This window comes from Rickettsiales endosymbiont of Stachyamoeba lipophora, assembly GCF_003932735.1.
In the GTDB taxonomy this organism is placed as follows: domain Bacteria; phylum Pseudomonadota; class Alphaproteobacteria; order Rickettsiales; family 33-17; genus RICK01.
Window position 1 is genome coordinate 1,671,401 of sequence record NZ_CP033611.1, and the last position, 18,227, is coordinate 1,689,627.

An 18,227-nucleotide genomic window follows, 5' to 3' on the forward strand; every position below is an offset into this window, starting at 1 on the left:
TTATTATATTTGCTTCTTTATTATTATTTCTTTAATTAAATCAAAATCTTCTAGCACTAAAGGGCGGCAATATAAATTATCTGTTTTAATTATATAACTATTATCTTTATAAAGCGTATGGATAAACTCTTTGGTAAGTTTGCTCATAAATAGTGTCCTTTAGCAAATAATTAATAAAACATTAACAACAGCGGTTGTCATAGTCAATTATTTTATCAAAAAGTTTTGCGTAGTTCTTTTAAAAAAATATAATTACATAATTATATTAGGCATTTTACTGATTAATAAATTATAATACCAAGGTATCTAGCTAGCTATTAACATAATCTGTTTCAATTACAGCAGGTTGCAGATCTAATACTGCAGCATTCCAATCAAAAAAGCCGCTATTAAACGTTGTTGGTATTTCCGCATCAATATATTTATGATTTAAGAAATCATTCACAATTTTATCGTAATAATCAGCATCTATAAAATTGCTTATAGTACATTCGTTTAAAAATTTAGTAACTTCTTTTCCAGAATAATTACTATACTTTACATCTTGAGGTTTAAACTTTTTTTCAAGATATCTATCAAATTCAACGCCATTATAATAATATGTATGCAATATATCTCTACAATCATCACACTTCTGTATGCTCTCTAAATTTACCCATGCACTTAATATAGGAAGAACGGATAACATTCCTCCATATAAAGCTGTCTCCGTTGCCAATCCTAATCCGATAACAATTATTGCAGGAATAGCCCAAATTGCAGGAATCACCACCGTTTCAGCAGTTGTTCCTAATGAATAAAAATGATTTTTATTAGCTAATAAATGATGTTTATCACTATTATTATTAATAAGGCTAGCTACTTCTGTTCTATTATAATCTCTATCTTGAACGTGATATTTAAAGAAGTTAGAATACATAAATGTTGTCCAAATGTAATATTAATTGTTTTGTTTATTTTGGTGAATTTAAAATAATTTTAATTTTTTATTTTTGATTAATTAATAGCTACTACAGTTACAGTTATAAAGCATAATTTTTCTTTGCTTACTATCTACAGGCAAAAATTTTAAATCTTGCTGTATTTTGTTATTGTTTAGATATTTTACTTTTCTACTGAGCTTAAAATTTTAATATAATATAATTAGCATTCTTTGTTGTCCATTACTTATCTCTTACCTTACTCGCTAGATCTTCCCAGAAATCTCTAAACTCTGCTCTTAAAATGCTCTTCGGAGCATATTTATACGCTCCTTGATACTCCAACCCAATAAAATGAATTTGTGGATCATGGGTTTTTAAAAACTTTTCTATATCTTCAAGATGCTTCTTTTTATGTGAAATAATTGGCGGCGCACCAAAAACTAGTTATGAAACAACAGACATAGCATTTTTTACAGAAGATAATTTACCAGAACTTTCAACAGGAAGAGTAACATTAGAAGAAGTTAAAATATGCTTTAAGCATTATGAAGAGAAGAAGCTAATGGCTTCATTTGATTGATAACATCTTAAAAATAAAATGCATTATATACTTTGATATATTTTAATATAATTTTATCTTTAACCTGTTTAAAGTTAGTAGTATTGATTCTATAATCTTAACTTACTCAAACAATCTTCTGAAGCTACTGATTTGTAACCTTCTCATAATAAGCCACCATGAGGTAAAAGAATTTTAGTAGTTAATATTTGTACTTCCCCTGTTCTTCCTTCACAAAAGAGTTTATTAAAAGCTTCATGAAATTCTTTGGCAATTGCTGATTGATTACCTTACCATCAGATATTGCTTTAATTTGTTTACATCCTGTCTTTTTGATCATGCTTCTGCAAGTTCAATCTTAGAATAAAAGTTATGCTATAAGCTTCATCCCTTGCTAATCTAGCAATATCATTTATAATTACTGTTATATTCAGTTTTTTATCCAGATACTTTAATAGAAAGTCAAATCCTTTATTGATACCTAATGACTCCAAAACTACCTCGTCTTTAATATATCCTATTATCTTTGAATATTATTCATAGAAAAGGGAGATGGTTTGGTTAAAATAGCTTCTTCTCTACTCTATCTTGGCTTATAAGCTTCAATGTTTTTCTGTAACATTTTTTTCAAGAGTTCTCTGTCTTGATTATTTAAATTTGGATAAAGAGAATCTACTTTATCTTCTTTAAGTTCTTCTTCTAGTTTTCTGGATTTTTGACCTAAACTTATATGTGGAGTCACATTTCTATTTATTGGGTAAACTTCAAATTGCTTTTTCCAATCTTCTAATTGGTTAGAGCTAACACCAAATGAACATACCATTTCAACACGTGGTTGAGGATTGTTTATAAAACTCACTTTACCTAATGTTAAATCAGAAAATATGACCAATTGTGCTTTGGAATCTTTAACTAAATAATATGGTTTTTTATGATCAATATCTATTCCATTATCTTTAATAATGCTAGAATCTGTATCTAATTTAGCAAAAATATAATTATCTTTTTCCAGACGCTCTTTACTTTCGATGCCTTGTCCTTCGTTTACAGTAAGGTGAGGCTTAGCAATTCCTAAAGCGTTCTTTTCAAGGCCAAGTTCTTTTGGTACAAAATCTGTTAAATGCTTTTGAGGATTATTTTGCATCACAAAGAAGCGTCCATCTTCCCTATATAATAATACCCACTCACCCTTCAAAATTTTACTTTTATCAATGCAATCTTTTTTTTGTAGCTCTAATATCAAATCATTTTGCATCGTGTTATTCATGTTATTAATACTAAATAGATTGAGAGGTTTTAAATCACCACTAACTTGGCTATTACAATCTTTTTCTAGCTTATCACGACAGATTTTAACTTTAATTGAGATATCATTAATATAATCCATAACCTCTTTAGGTATATTCTTAATATTATCATTTTGAGTAATATTTTTTATTAAATAGTTATTCAAAGCAGCCCATGTAATATAGCCCTGACTGCCAGGATTCTGTAGTTCTTTAGGTAAAACTTTAGTAATTGCCATATAATATTGGCAAGCAACTGAATAGATACTGTCTTTAGTAATAGTGTGATTCTTAAATTGTTCATCTAGGTTGCTAAATATAGTACTCATCTTTAGTCCTCTTACTAGAATTAAATATAAATTTATTAGAATAATAAAAGATATTAGATCTTAACCCCCTTCCAAGTAAACCTTAAATAAAGCTACCAAAGCTGCATTTCATTATTATTGGCATATTGATAATAGTTATTATATAGATGCCACCCTTGAAATTCAGCCTTTTAGATGGATCTCAGATACCCCAAAAACTAAATGATCTTTCCATTCCATATAAAACTCAAACTTTATATAATGGTCAAACATTTATTATAGTAGAAAAGGTAAATGATCAAGAAATAAGCCGCAAACTACAATTATATAACATCTAAGAACCATCAAGCAAAAATAAATCTTGGGTAAGTACTACACAAAAAGCATTAGAAGCTACCCCTAAGAAGAGTTATGAAGCTTATACAAGACATTATAAGTATAAACACAGTAAAAACATTACTTTTATATTTATATGAACCACCCTAACTTTAATAAGTTATGGTAGTTCACTTACCATCTTCTTTGAACTTAATTGCTACTTTGAAAAGCAGGCACCTGTATGCATATTGTAGTGATTAATACGCTCAGTAAACTTAATATTATTAAATCCTGCTTGTTCGCCAATACATCGTTAGCTTTTATAGTATTTTATAATTTCATTAGTTTTAGCTAGAACTTGATCCATATTTTTTATAGAGCTAATTCTTGCATTAGCTGGCAATGGAGCAACACTTCCAAACAGCATGATGATAAGCGTTAAAATTACTCTTTTCATTTACAATCTCTTAATTAGGCTTTTTATATATTACATGAAAGGTATTTATAGGATTATTATTCATAGTAACAAATTCCTGCTCATGACACCAAAAATTGCTAAGAATGTAAATATATAATAAGTGGGTAAGATCCTAATAGCACGTTTTTTTATAAACTGGCTACAACTATCATTTTGGTAACATATAACCACGCCGGAGATGAAAAAGAATATATCCACACCCTTTAATAAATACAGCTTAACTAGGATAAATTCATAGTTATTTTATTATATTTATGAGCATCAGATAAAAAATGAGCAAATATTACCATTCACGCTGCAATCGCACGCATAAGTTAAATATTATAGATTTCACCTTGGGAATTATTAGTATTTTTCTGTTTGCTATTACTAATTATAGATATTATTTATTAATTAAACATTAAGAACTATCGAGAGACATAATTAGCAACTATAAGTTTAGAGTTCAATAAGAAAATATATATTCTCAATTATTAGCAATAACAAATCAAAGGTATGAAAAGTATGACCAAATGTATTATACTTAACGGAGCTTCTAGTAGCGGCAAATCAACAATTATCAAAGCCCTACAAACACTTATGCCTGATTTAGCTCATGTAAGATTATCAGATATTGCCTTCCTTTATTTTGGTATGTTTCATGATAATTATTTTCATGATCCCGAATGGGGAGAAGTTAGATATAAACGCCAAGTAGCAATAAGAGAAATGGTTATTGCTCAAAGCTTAATTATGCTTAAGCAGGGATTTGATATCTGTATAGATACTACCTTTGATGGCCCCAAAGCAGATGAGATGATGCAATATTATCTAGGCAGCTTAAAAGATTTTAATCCTATTATGATTGGCATAATTTGTGATTTAGAAGTTTTAGAACAGCGTGAAATAGCTCGAGGTGATCGTAAAGCAGGCTGGGGACGCGCCCAAATTGAAGACGGCATTCATCAAAACAGACCTTATGCGTTTACAGTAGATAACACCACTAATTCACCTGAGGAAACCACAAAGATAATTTTTAACAACCTCAAGAATTTTTAAGAGCTAGCTTGCAGGTACTCAACAGGCTATAACATTTGGCTGGAATATGCTGATTGATCACTCTTTCTTAACCACAAAGGTAAAATCGTTAAAAATTTTTGTGGAAGTATATTATATTTTTCCAACTCGCTAAGAGGACACCAGATAAATTTTACAGGATCTTCTAAGGATTGCGGAGCATGTTTTATGCTTAAACCATCGCACTTTATCTTAAATACCATGTTTATCTCATGATACAATCTTCCTTTATTATTCCAAGAACACTCAAGAACTCCTAAGAACTCTTCATAGACCGTATTAATACCCAATTCTTCTTTTATCTCTCTTCTTAAAGCTAACCAGGCTGGCTCACCAAGTTCAACATGACCCCCAGGTAAGAAAAATTGGTCGGTATTAAAATTGGTATTTTTTTCTGTTGGAGTGAGTAAAAGTATATGATTTTCTTCCACAATGACTCCTCTAACTTTAACTACTATATTGTTCATTTATAAGACCCAAACTATTATATCTAACTGATAAAACATCTTTTTAAATAGTCTTAAAAAAGCTTAATAATAAATTTTCTATACCCATATTTTATAAAAATATCCTCAATCCAGCAATTATTAATGCAAAATTAACAAAAACTTTATTGCATATCAAGTTTAATGTGCCAATTAAAATATTAACCTTACACATAAACCAGATACTTTATGGATGACCCAACAATAATTTATATATGCTATAACTCATAATTTCTTACAATTATTAAACTTATACGTACAGACTAGACAAACGAATAGTTGAGGCATATATTACAAATAACTTTACGTACATTGTTACATATCACATAATATAGTTAAAATGCTTATGAAACCGATTGATCTTCAAAATTACCTTCATAAAAATATTCCTATTTCAGTTGCTTTAGGAGTAGAGGTCAAAGATGCTACTTGCAGCAGGGTAGTATTAAGCGCTCCAATTGAGTTAAATATTAATCATAAAGGAACAGTGTTTGGGGGTAGCTTGCACTCTTTAGCTACTTTATCTTGTTGGGGTTTAGTTTTTATGAATCTAGCAGATTATCCGCTACCAACGGAGATTGTTATTGCTAATAGTGAAATTAAATACCTCACTCCCGTAAAAAACAATTTTACCGTAGAGTGTTCTACAATCGATAAACATGATTGGATACAATTTAAAGAAGTACTCGATGAAAAAGGTAAAAGCCGTATTAAGCTAAATGCTAATATTTATCAAGGCGGAGATTTAGCAATTGATTATCAGGGAGTTTTTGTGGCAATTAGTAAAAAATAATACTGTTATATAATCTCCTTAATTCTAGGTAAGCCTTACGGGTATTTTGAAACAATTTCTAATTATTATTAAAAACAAAATATAAACTATAAATATACATTCATATCAAATACCATATCAATCAGTAGCTTGATAGTAAGAACTCAGCTTTTTACATCTATTCAAAATAGACCTTCCCATGCTTATAAATTTTACCTTACTATAGCTACTTACTACACAGTAGTTTATATAAAAAGTTATTATGCATCCAGGTAAAAGCTAAGCTTTTGCTAGATATAAAGTATCTAAATTTTATTTATTTTTATTAGCAGAAATTGTGTAATAGCGAAATCTAACATCTTAGCTTTCTCTTATGTTCAATCTTATTTTCAACTACCTATAGCAACTTAGCTTGCACAATAATATATTCATATTAATAATTATTAATTGAACATTTCAACTATAACTTGAAAAAGTTATAAAATTTGCTATGCATATTCTGTCGTTTAGTTAGGAGGCATGATGGTCGCTTTATCAAAAAAGATCTTAATTTTAACTTTTTTACCAGCAATAATTTTTATTATTTACACCCTAAGCTTTTATCACACCATGCTGCTATGGGATCATTTTGATATACTATTTTATGTCGAAAAATATTATCAAGGTACTTTGACTTTACTGGACACCTTTCAACCTCATGGCAGTCATTTTCATACTGTGGGTTATTGGTTTATGCTAGCCAATTTAATTTTAAGCAAGGGCAATCTTTTATACGATGCTATAGGAAATATTATTTTTACTCTGATAGCTTTTGGTTTTTTATATATCCAAATTAAAGAAACCGCTTCTCAGCTAAATAATTATAAATTTTTACATTTTTTTTTACCTATCGCAGCATTCACTCTCTTTTCCTTAGACCAAGCGAGCAACCTTGTATGGGGCTGGCAAATTGCGGTATTTATTAATATATTAGGCACCATATTAGTAATAATAAATTTAAGCCGTACTAAGCTAACTTTATCAAACATGATACTTGCTATAATCGGGGTATTTATTGCTTTTTATACTTTTACTACCGGCCTTGCATTATGGCCAATCGGACTGACTTTAATTTGCTTACATCAGAATTTACCAATTACTAAGAAATATAATTATATCATTATCTGGCTAGTTTGCGGTATAGCTATCATCTCGCATTTTTACTTGGCTATTATTAGCCAATCTTTTTCAGTAAGCACTTTAAATTTATTTCAAATCATTAAATATTTAGGTCATTTTACTTTATTATATATTGGTTCTCCTATTGTGAGGTTTGCCAATGATTTGGCACCTTTATTTACCATTTTAGGTTTAAGTATATTTGGTTGGTTTATATGTTCCTTTAGAAAGCAACCTAAAATTATTACCATTGCCCTGCCCTACATTGCCTTTATACTATACGGTCTAGGTACAGCTATACTCACAGCTTTTGGTAGAATGGAGTATGGCCCTAATCAAGCTTTAATTAGTAGATATATCAGCTTTGCAAACTTTTTTTGGTTAGGTATCTTTGGTTTAATCATCATAAGCATCCTCGTAAAAAAACAAAATCAATCGCAACATACTCATAAAATATTGATAGGATTACTAACTATAATACTTTCATTAAAGCTGATTAACTCTATTCAAGTCAGTAAAAAAAATGCATTTATATCTTACAAATATAGAACCTTAGAAAAACTCATTGTTGAACAATATCCAACTATGAGCGAACAAAATTTATCCACGCTATATTGGCATATGGAAAAACTCCAAAATGGGCTTAAGTTTCTAGCGGAAAAACGTCTGAATTTGTTTAGACACCTTCCTGAACCTGAAGATCAAACTTTGATACAACAATAACAAAAAATATTTTATGGATGATAAGATGAGCGTCAGGCCCCTACCACAGCTGCTTTCGATAATTGTTCCTATGTATAATGAAGAAAAAAATGTAAATCTTTTTATAGATTCTCTTATTAGCATTTTAAATACACAAAATTATCTTTTTGAAATTATCTGTATTAATGATGGTAGCACAGATGGGACTTTGCTTACTTTACTAACAAAGCAGCAATCTATTCCTCAGCTAATAATATTAGATTTTGCCCGCAACTTTGGTAAAGAAGCTGCTTTAACCGCAGGAATGGATCATGCTCAAGGTGAAGTGGTGGTGCCTATTGATGCAGATCTTCAGCACCCACCTCAGCTAATTCCCGTTATGATTGCTAAATGGCAAGAAGGATATGATATGGTTTTGGCTAAACGCAGCAGTAGAAATGATGAATCTTACCTTAAAAGATTTAGCGCATATATTTTCTATAAATTGATTAACTCACTTTCAGATACCAAAATTTTTGAAGATGTTGGAGATTTTCGCTTATTAGATCAAAAAGTTATAAATGTTATCCGTAATTTACCAGAACGTCATCGGTTTATGAAAGGGATTTTCTCATGGCCTGGCTTTAATAGTATTACTATAACTTTTGATGTGCAGGCAAGAAATGCTGGTAATAGTAAATGGAGTTTCTTTAAATTATTATCTTTGGCAATGAATGGCTTAGCTTCTCATACCACCTTTCCTTTACGTGTAGCTGGTTATATTGGCTTAGCAATCTCTCTCTGTTCATTAACTTATGCTGCATGGCTAGTTATTAAGACCATCGCTTATGGTGGAGATGTACCTGGATACGCTTCTTTAATGGTTGGCATTACCTTACTGGGAGGCATCCAACTAACTTTTATGGGAATTTTAGGAGGATATTTAGGCAGAGTATATAACGAGGTTAAACAGCGTCCTATTTATGTGTTACGTGAGGTGATTTATGCCGTTAAGTAGTAACAAATTACTACCCCCTACTCATAAATTGCTTCGTTTCATAGTTGTAGGAATTATAGTCACCCTTATTCATGCAAGCATATTAGCTTTGTTAGTTGAAGCAGCACACCTAGCGGTCTTACCAGCCAATTTTATAGCTTTTTGTATAGCTTTTATTATTTCTTTTTTAGGTCACCATCATTGGTCGTTTAAATCAACTGCTAAATATCGCAATAGCTTGCCTAGATTTTTGGCCTGTGCCCTTTTAGGCATATTATTTAACCAAGTAATCATGTGTATTAGCATAGAAATACTTAGGCTAAATTATCGCATTGGCTTTATCATTATTATCTGTGTAATCCCCATTATTACATTTATAGTTAATAACTTTTGGGCTTTTAAACATTAATAATACCCTGATTATTATGCTCTTTGAACTTTCATCAAAACCCATCAACAGCTAGTAATTAGCTATAATTCTTAGCTTCTTTTGTAGGCATATTATTTTTACAATCATCCTTGTTTAGTTACAATTTAATTGACAAAGCGTTAACTTTATTATAAATTTAAAATAGTTGTTAACATACTTTGCTGAAATTTTATTATAGAAAGGAACATTAAAATGTACTTAAATTTTTGTAAATATCATGTTCAAGATAGAGATTATACTAGAGCAGAGGTTGCAAGCCTTATAAATAACGATACGTTTAAGCATCATATTTTATCAAATGGGCAGCATTTTTATTCCTTAGGTAGCACTGCTGAAACTTTAGCTGTACCTTTGGGTATAGCAGCAGCGGCTGTTGTAATTGTTAGTGCTATAGCGGTTACAGCTTTAGCAGCTAGTAACATTGAGGAAGATAATGAGAGCTGCAGTAGCAGCAACAACCATACTACTACAAATAACTATTATATTGGTGGCGCCTACTACAATAATAATAACCGTTATAATTCAGGATTCAAAGTAACTGATATTAAAGATGACCATTATTCCGGTAGAGAAGTTACCAAATTTTTGAATGAATATTATGATTATAATTTATTTCAATTTAACAAATCAGCCCATTATGGTAATATTATAGATAATCTTATAAATCATAAATATGCTGAAGCAGATATACCAACTAACTACAATAGTAACTTTTTTAGTTGGGATGCTGCTGTCTTAGATACAGATTATTTAATGAGCTAATATTTGAATTTGAGAAAGTTTAATAATTAAACTAGGATGGTCTCACGCGAGTAGAGTAATATTTATTAAACTTTCTCAACCAAATTATTAGCGCAATATAACAATATTAATTTATTTTTATATCACATCTTCATTGCATCTATATTTAATAGCTCATATAAACTATTACTTGAATAAGTACTTTATTATTCTTAGAGTAATAACTCATCGATCAATAAATTATAATTTATGAAAAATAAGCTTATATTACTAATGGTCTTAGTTATTGCAACTTCGTGCATTACTCGTCCACATATCAAATTTAATCAACATCAATTTATTGAGCAAAACAGAAAAATTGAGAATATTAGAGTAGCATTAGTTTTAGGTGGTGGCGGATCGAGAGGAGTAGCCCATATTGGCGTATTGGAAGTATTAGAAAAGCATAAAATACCTATTGATTTGATTGTAGCTACTAGTGCAGGAAGCATTATAGGTGCTTTATATGCTGATTCTTTATCTGTTCCTCAAATTAAGGAAAAGATTTTTCAATTAAATAAATGGGATATACTAGATCTTTCTATTATAAACACCATTAATTTGCTCTATACTACTTCTGGGCTTATTGAGGGTAAGCGGCTTGAAAAATTTCTAAGCAAAAACTTAACTATTGCTAATTTTGAGCAAGCCAGTATACCTGCCGTGTTCGTAGCTACTGATATTTTACAACAAAAAACATTCATTTTTAATAAAGGGCCATTGATCCCTGCGATTATGGCTTCATCTGCCATTCCGCCGGTAATACCTCCTGTAGAAGTTTATAATAAGATCTTAATTGATGGCGGCGTAATGGAACCGGTACCAGTGAGAATAGCTAAAAAATATCATCCTAAAATTATTATAGCAGTGGATATTTGTGAGCCTCCTCCATCACAATCATTACCTAAGAATACTCTAGATCTAACTTACTGGGCATTATGGGTTTCCTACAATGAGCTTGCTCATCTTCAAGGCGGCATTGCTGATATAGTAATTAAACCAGAATTAGAAGGATTTGGGATGTTTAATAATGATCATACACATGAATTATATAATTTAGGCGTAAAAGCAGCCGAAAAACAAATTCCTGCAATTAAAGCAAAACTAAAAATGATTGGTTCTTAACGACGTGATAATAAGCAGTAGTAGCTACTGCTTATTATTGATAAAAGAGAACAACTATATCGTTTAAATGATTAAAATATTTTAGCTTTATGCACTAAAACCCGCTACAAAGCCCGAAGACCACGCCCACTGGAAATTATATCCACCAAGCCAGCCGGTAACATCTACCACCTCTCCTATAAAATATAAATTTGGTACTTTTTTTGATTCCATAGTTTTAGAAGATAACTCTCCAGTACTCACCCCTCCTGCAGTTACTTCAGCCTTTAAGTAACCTTCAGTACCATTAATATTAATTTTAAAACAATGTAGGGTTTCAGCAATTTTTTCTAATTCTTTCGCTTTATAATCTATAAGCTTTTTAGGTGTAATATTTGCTGTACACCAAGTTTCTACAAATCTATTAGGCAAAAATTCTTTAAGAATATTAGCAAGCAAAGTTTTGTTATTTTTTTCTTTAATAAATAATTCTTTTAAATTTAAATTAGGTAATAAATTAATATTAATTATCTGATTTTGTGGTTGCTTAATATAAGAAGAGATTTGTAGAATTGCAGGCCCGCTTAAACCCCGGTGAGTAAATAAAATATTTTCTTTAAAAGCAGCCGAATCATAATTCACTATTGATGGAATAGATATACCACTTAAGCTTTTAAAAAAATCTAGATCATACTCACTTACGGTAAGCGGTACTAATGCAGGATAAGTAGGAACTATATTTAAACCAAATTGCTTAGCTATACGGTAACCAAAATCTGTTGCACCAATTTTAGGGATAGAAAGACCACCAGTAGCTACAATCAATGATGTTGCTGAAAAATCCCCATCATTTAGTGTCTTTATTATGAAATCTTCACTTTTATTAACATCCATTATTGTACTGTTAAGTAAGATTGTGACATCAAATTTTTTACACTCTTCAAGTAACATATTAATAATTTGTCCTGAAGATCCATCACAAAATAACTGCCCTAAGGTTTTTTCATGATAAGTAATATTATATTTTTCTACTAATTTTATAAAATCATGTTGAGTATATTGTGATAAAGCAGAAATTGCAAAATGAGGATTATCAGAAAGATAATTTTTAGGGGTAGTATAAAGGTTAGTAAAATTACATTTTCCACCACCAGAAATTCTTATCTTTTCACCAATTTTATTACTATGTTCTAGTAATAATACTTTTCTGTTACGTTTTCCAGCTTGAGCTGCAGCCATAAGCCCTGCAGCTCCCCCTCCTACTACTATAACATCATATTGGGTAGCCTGCACAAATTTATCCTAGTTTTCATATTAAGCTTTGAGTCCTTAACATATGAAAAATCAAATTAATAACAACTATATTTTCTATAAATGGATAATTTTATACAATTAATCTTATAATACTTTATTCTTAGCGTTTGCTTTATAACCTTAAAAGGCTTTAGATTAACAATCTCAAAAAAGTTAACAATTGGTTAATATAAAGTTGACAAAGTTATAATTTTGCTATAATATAACAATTAGTTAAATAACTACCACTCTGAATTGCTAACTATAGGCCAGTAAAATGCAAATACTTGTAGATAAACTAAACTATTTAATTAGAACAGATCTATCAAAACTTACTGAAGATATAGCAATTAATAATCCAACCGGGTATTTATTGAAGGATGACAAATCCGGTATAGTTGAACCTATAACCATTATTTCTTTACATTTAAAGCTCCATACTCTTCCTTCGTATTTTGTAGAAATTTCAAACAAACACCAAACTAGTATTAACAACTTAAGCAGCATTATTGAGGATAAACTTAATCAGGCTTTAGCCCAAAACAAATGCACCCAAACCACAATTGATGGTATACAATGGTACATAAAAGCAGCCAATAGTTTAGAAGATATTAGCTTTATTATTAATTATCTTAACAGCATTGTTGAATTTACACCAACAACGCAACTTATTCTTACCAACTCAGGTAGAGCTAAACTTAAACAAGATAGCGGTTTATTCTCTACAGCCAGTTATCTCACCCGTCCTTTATTAGGTTTAGAAGAAATATCCCAAAACAGTGAACAAAGCTATATTGAGAGCTTAATTACTAAAAAAGCTACTGAAATTTTGTTAGCCCGTGGAATACAAATTTCCGAAGAAGAAATTGCAAATGAGCAACTTTTATATCCTCATAAGTCTTATTATGATGCACGTGATGATATTGCTGAAAGAAAAAGAGAAGAACTTGAACCAACTTTAAAAGTTGAAGCCACTAAATGGCTAATACAAAATGAATTACTAATAACCACTCCTGCAATTATCGATCCTGCTTTGAAAAAAGCTAATATGATTATAAGAGCAATTCAAGCTACTCTTACTAGCAAAGCAACTAAAGCATATCAAGAGACTACAGAAAATCTGCTAAAAACAGATAACCTGGTGATAGCAACCAGGAAAAAAGCTCAAAAACAGCACGATATTCCAACTTTTCTAAGTGAAGAATTTAATAAATTAAATAAAAGATCTGTTCAGTTAATTGAAGATTTTAAACAAGAAGATGATCAAATGACAATTAGTTATCCATTAAGGGTAGCTTTAGCAGCGGAATATTTAGAATTTGTTTATACTAACTACAAAACACAAACCGTATCTCAAATTGCTGATACAACCAATAATATTGTTCAAGATCTAACCCAACGTATGAGCTTACTTCAGAATTCTTTACTTATTTCAGAGCCGGCAGCTGAGAAGAAATTCTTTACTAAAGACGCTGATGGAACTTTGCAACTTGATAATGGTAAGTATCAGCATTTTATTGGTGTATTATCCGCTCAAGTGATCCACAAAATTACTACAGAAACCGATAACATTATTAATGTAATAAATATTGGTTTAGCCGGTGGAGAACAATTAACCGATTTAATTGCCCAAGAAAGAGCCAAAATCCAAACTAAAAATGATGCTAACCTTTCAAATAACAGATTTCCAACCTATTATACATTGCAATTACAGCTTTTTGATCAATTTTTAATCAAATTTATTCACAATCAGGCTCGAAATGGTAATATAGGACAACTTAATTTAGCAGATAATAACCTTAAAACATTGCTTGCTAGCAAGGTCGAGGCAAATCTACGCATTCAATTTTCTGATATAACTGAAAGCTATGCCCATACTGAATCTTTTACATTAATAAAATCATTATGTGATTTAGTAGATGGGGTTGTAAATGATCAGTTTTTCACTAACCGTCCAATGTATTTATTAGAACATTTAATCCCTTTAGGTGAAAAAACACTTAATATATATAACAACATTGATCTCCTTAAAGAAAATAAAGTAGCAACAGCTACCGCTGCACCTTTTATTATAGCTAATAATATATCTTTCAATACAGCTGTAATAGGAAGCAGCGTTTTAACCATGTATATTAGTGCAGTACTTGCTATATTGTACTCAGGCGTGTCTTTGTTAGGCAGCTTGGCTTTATCTTTATTTAGCTTACCTATTGTAGGTATTATAGCCGCTTTAGGAGGAACTATTATTGGATATGAAAAAGTTAATCCAGGAACCATAGATAAACTCAAACAATATTTTACTTCTACTTCTTTTATCCATAACTTAAGTACAAGAATAGCAAATTTTGGGATAGGAGCAGGTTCTTCATCTGCTTATGTAACCTCCAGGTTAAATTTTAGCGTAATTAATGCGGCTTTAGTTTTATCACTTCCTTTGGCTATAATAGGTTATCCTATACCATTAATCTTGGCAGTGGCAACAGCAGGCACCCTTAAGACATTACCTCAATTTAATCTCTTAAAAAATCTTGCTGCCAATGTAGCTCAATTATTTGCAGCTTTTACTAATATTTTAAAAAATAACTTTGATCTTACTCCTTTTATATTGAAAATAGCTAACAATAAGCATACTCCTGAACTTTTTACCTTATATATACAAAAATTTGTATTATTTTTATGGATTAATTTAGACCGTTCTCTCTCCCAGCAGCAGGCACTCAAAATTTTCATTCAAAATGCTGTGAATAAAGGCATATTGCCATCAGAATTGATAGCTACAGAAAGTACCCAAAATTCTGCAATTTCTGCAGCACGCAATGCCAGCACTTTGATTTTTAAATCTATTTATGAATTTACCAAAAGCCCAGAGCTTAGCAAGTTAGTAGGAGATGTAATTCAAGGAAGAAAATACATCAATAAAAATATATTAGAGCAACAACAAACTATACAAAACTTACACCTAACACAATCGAGACTTAAAGCATTAAAGCTACAGCCCTCCCTTACTGCCCAAGAAAAAACCGAGCTACAAGATTATAATATAAAAATCCAAGAATTAAATAAAACTATTAATGACTACCGTAAACATCTTAAAACAGATTTAACTAATATAACTCATGATGTATCAAATAATCTTAAGAATCTAATTACCAGTTTTATTTCAAAAGATAACTCTATTTATGTAACTAATGTTATTTTGAATTTTATTAACGCTACTCACAATCAAATGACTGCAGAACAGTTAAAAAGCCTTTCAAGAATAAACTTTAGCTATAATGAAATACATAACCTTACCGCTCAAGGCATGGATATATTAAACAGGATAGCTACTTCTTTCTTTGCTAATTTTAATAATAGGATTGATAATAAGCTAATTGATGAGTTAATTGAAAGTAGCCAGCAAATTCTTAAAGTTTATACTACCCCTTCTCCTTATGAAGGCCAAATCGGCAAAATTGCTGCTATAAGAAAAGCTATTTATCAATATGCAGAGATCGCCAATAGTGCAATCGCTTTAATTAATAAAGCCCTTGATATAGCGGTAGATATTATTAATGATAATAAATTTAAGCAAGAACTAACCAGTTTTATCTCAAATTTAGCTTCCTACACTATGAATAATACTAGCTTGCTAGATAAAATTATGCCGATTACTATTCCAAATCCTGGTCAAGCAATAATTCCAACACAATCTCAACCAGAAACTATACAAGCTGCTTCATCTAATAGCACATGGCATAGCAATCTTGAGCAAATTAATAATTTTGCTGATGTACGGGTAAAAAATTTTCAAGTAAGAGCAATTGATTTTATTGCCCAAAAACGTAATGCATATTCTACCAGAAGATTTTATGTCAAAATGTTTGTATTACCCTTATTGTCTATAGCACGTCTTTCAGTTAAACATGCAATACCTGCTAAAATGGATATAAGAACTACTACAATTAGCAAAGATACATTAGGTAACTTACAACCGTCCAAGATATTTAAGATAGTTAATCCACTTAAAAGCTTTTTAAAAGGTATAAGTAACTTAACAAGACTAGCAGCCGATTCTCAAAAACAGTCTTTACCTAAATTTTTGTTAGTTACCTTACCGTTTAGAAGCATGCTGTTTGGGGCATATTGTCTCAAAACACTTGGCCAATTAATGTTACTACCCATATTGAATTATGGATTATTACTTGAAGCTGTAAAAATATTACTGAATATTTTTAATAACAATTATACACATAGGCTATTATATTTTAGACCAATCGAAATTTTCTTTAAGAGATGGTATAAAAAAGACTTAAACAATTTACGGGATTTAGTTGAACAAAAATCTAAAGAAGCTGATAAGAACAATTCTTATGTCAATCTTGGAGAAATTTTAACTAAATCTGCCTATCAAAAAAATATGCTTACAAATGGAATTTTTAAATCTTTTTTATATTCTCTTGATTTTGATAGCAAGCTAGCAAGCGAAATGAAGACCATGCATAACTTAGATTTTTATGGAATCACTATTGATTTAAAAACCCTGGCAGACCTTGCTGGCAAACAACATTTTGAAATTACACATTGTAATTTTGTCGGAGCCCAAGTTAATTTAAACGCCGTTCCTTCTAATAACATTGATAGCGTAGTAAATACTATTGTTCAAAAAATAAAGGACCCTATTGAACAGCAACAATTTAGAGATGTTATAGCTAAAGCAATAAGTTTTAAAACTGATATGAGTAGATAATTACTAATTTAACAAAAAGCAGTTATTTAAAAGGATAAGTAATAAATCTTATCCTTCCCAGCTCCCGTATAAAGCATTAGCCGCTCCTTTATGATAGGCCCAGTAACGATCACCATAAGACCAATGCCAAAATTCGGTTGGATAATTAACAAAATCTACTGCCTCTAATGCCCTATTCATTATATGACGATGAAATTTAGCCTCATTAGAAATTTCATCTGAGCTAGTAAGGGACACTATTCCTTCAGTATCGTGTGCCCAATCTTTTGGATGAATGCCCATATCCACGGCCTCACCTTTATCATTAAGCAAGTATACATCAAAAGCTGCACCAGTTGAATGAGGAGGTATATTAAGGGATTTATCTTTATTAACTACCGGAGAAACCATTTTTATAGTTTCATCAAATATCATTTCTTCTGGCCAATCAGGATGCAAATATGCAATCTTAGCAAAACGCATATCAAATAATTTTTTTTGTAATTTAATACTTCTATAACCTTCATACAAACAAAATTTAAAACCCTGAGGAAGTAAGCTTTGAGCTTGCCTTAACCTCTCATACACCGTTTTTCTTAATTTAGTATAATCATTATTATTAGGAATTTCTGGTGAAGAACCATAAATAATTGCGGTTTGCAAGGTAAGGTCAAGCATCTCTTCCTGATTATCTTTAATCTCTATTGCTAAAATACGTGGATCAGCAATCAATATAATTGCTTCATTTTTATTACGCTCTGTCATAACCATCTTCTTACTTTAACAGCACTTATACATAAAGTTTAATAAATCCACTTTGAATTTAAAAGGGTTTATTTATTAGAGACTTATTAAAGTTAGAAAAAAACGGAAAAAAACAGAATTTATTTA

The 18,227-nt window shown here is 30.5% G+C and carries 16 protein-coding genes; 8 read left to right on the forward strand and 8 right to left on the reverse strand.

All coding sequences use genetic code 11. The annotated features are described in order from the left end of the window. Window positions 1-3 precede the first annotated feature (3 nt). From EF513_RS07975 to EF513_RS07985, 5 genes are all read right to left on the reverse strand, one after another. Complete coding sequence (locus EF513_RS07975) at window positions 4-147, reverse strand: hypothetical protein (protein ID WP_164503875.1); 144 nt, start codon at window positions 145-147, stop codon at window positions 4-6. 163 nt (window positions 148-310) lie between these two features. After that, window positions 311-919 (reverse strand): hypothetical protein, encoded by a 609-nt coding sequence (locus EF513_RS07555; RefSeq protein ID WP_125216787.1) that lies wholly within the window; start codon window positions 917-919, stop codon window positions 311-313. An 880-nt stretch (window positions 920-1,799) separates the two neighbouring features. Then, entirely contained in the window at window positions 1,800-1,976 is a 177-nt protein-coding gene (locus EF513_RS07980; protein ID WP_164503876.1) for a DUF1788 domain-containing protein, read from the reverse strand. An 89-nt stretch (window positions 1,977-2,065) separates the two neighbouring features. Then, complete coding sequence (locus EF513_RS07560; protein WP_125216788.1) at window positions 2,066-3,097, reverse strand: hypothetical protein; 1,032 nt, start codon at window positions 3,095-3,097, stop codon at window positions 2,066-2,068. Window positions 3,098-3,707: 610 nt separating this feature from the next. After that, window positions 3,708-3,851: a hypothetical protein gene (locus tag EF513_RS07985; protein WP_164503877.1), complete on the reverse strand. Its 144-nt coding sequence runs from the start codon at window positions 3,849-3,851 to the stop codon at window positions 3,708-3,710. Window positions 3,852-4,376: 525 nt separating this feature from the next. On the opposite strand from EF513_RS07985, the gene EF513_RS07570 reads away from it, so the two are divergent. Further along, entirely contained in the window at window positions 4,377-4,910 is a 534-nt protein-coding gene (locus tag EF513_RS07570) for a phosphotransferase-like protein (RefSeq protein WP_164503879.1), read from the forward strand. A gap of 26 nt (window positions 4,911-4,936) precedes the next feature. On the opposite strand, the gene EF513_RS07575 is transcribed toward EF513_RS07570, so the two are convergent. Next, window positions 4,937-5,395: an NUDIX domain-containing protein gene (locus EF513_RS07575; protein ID WP_125216790.1), complete on the reverse strand. Its 459-nt coding sequence runs from the start codon at window positions 5,393-5,395 to the stop codon at window positions 4,937-4,939. Window positions 5,396-5,759: 364 nt separating this feature from the next. On the opposite strand from EF513_RS07575, the gene EF513_RS07580 reads away from it, so the two are divergent. The 6 genes from EF513_RS07580 (at window position 5,760) to EF513_RS07605 (ending at window position 11,356) form a co-directional block, all read left to right on the forward strand. Continuing rightward, a complete protein-coding gene (locus tag EF513_RS07580) occupies window positions 5,760-6,206 on the forward strand; it encodes a YiiD C-terminal domain-containing protein (protein WP_125216791.1) in 447 nt (148 codons plus the stop codon). A 501-nt stretch (window positions 6,207-6,707) separates the two neighbouring features. Further along, on the forward strand, window positions 6,708-8,066 hold the full coding sequence (locus tag EF513_RS07585; protein WP_125216792.1) for a hypothetical protein: 1,359 nt from the start codon (window positions 6,708-6,710) through the stop codon (window positions 8,064-8,066). A gap of 25 nt (window positions 8,067-8,091) precedes the next feature. Continuing rightward, a complete protein-coding gene (locus tag EF513_RS07590; RefSeq protein ID WP_125216793.1) occupies window positions 8,092-9,042 on the forward strand; it encodes a glycosyltransferase family 2 protein in 951 nt (316 codons plus the stop codon). Continuing rightward, window positions 9,029-9,430, forward strand: coding sequence for a GtrA family protein (locus EF513_RS07595; RefSeq protein WP_125216794.1), 402 nt, complete (start codon window positions 9,029-9,031; stop codon window positions 9,428-9,430). The genes EF513_RS07590 and EF513_RS07595 overlap by 14 nt, the downstream gene beginning before the upstream one ends. A 213-nt stretch (window positions 9,431-9,643) precedes the next feature. Beyond that, window positions 9,644-10,213, forward strand: coding sequence for a hypothetical protein (locus EF513_RS07600; RefSeq protein WP_125216795.1), 570 nt, complete (start codon window positions 9,644-9,646; stop codon window positions 10,211-10,213). A gap of 228 nt (window positions 10,214-10,441) precedes the next feature. Further along, window positions 10,442-11,356, forward strand: a complete 915-nt coding sequence (locus tag EF513_RS07605) for a patatin-like phospholipase family protein (RefSeq protein ID WP_125216796.1) — start codon at window positions 10,442-10,444, stop codon at window positions 11,354-11,356. A gap of 87 nt (window positions 11,357-11,443) precedes the next feature. Here the strand turns inward: EF513_RS07605 and EF513_RS07610 are convergent, their stop codons facing one another. After that, window positions 11,444-12,628: a BaiN/RdsA family NAD(P)/FAD-dependent oxidoreductase gene (locus EF513_RS07610; RefSeq protein ID WP_241208584.1), complete on the reverse strand. Its 1,185-nt coding sequence runs from the start codon at window positions 12,626-12,628 to the stop codon at window positions 11,444-11,446. Between the two features lie 277 nt (window positions 12,629-12,905). Here EF513_RS07610 and EF513_RS07615 point away from each other — a divergent pair, with 277 nt between their 5' ends. After that, window positions 12,906-17,357: a hypothetical protein gene (locus EF513_RS07615; RefSeq protein WP_125216797.1), complete on the forward strand. Its 4,452-nt coding sequence runs from the start codon at window positions 12,906-12,908 to the stop codon at window positions 17,355-17,357. 48 nt (window positions 17,358-17,405) lie between these two features. Here the strand turns inward: EF513_RS07615 and EF513_RS07620 are convergent, their stop codons facing one another. Continuing rightward, a complete protein-coding gene (locus EF513_RS07620; protein WP_125216798.1) occupies window positions 17,406-18,101 on the reverse strand; it encodes a M15 family metallopeptidase in 696 nt (231 codons plus the stop codon). Window positions 18,102-18,227: the final 126 nt, after the last annotated feature.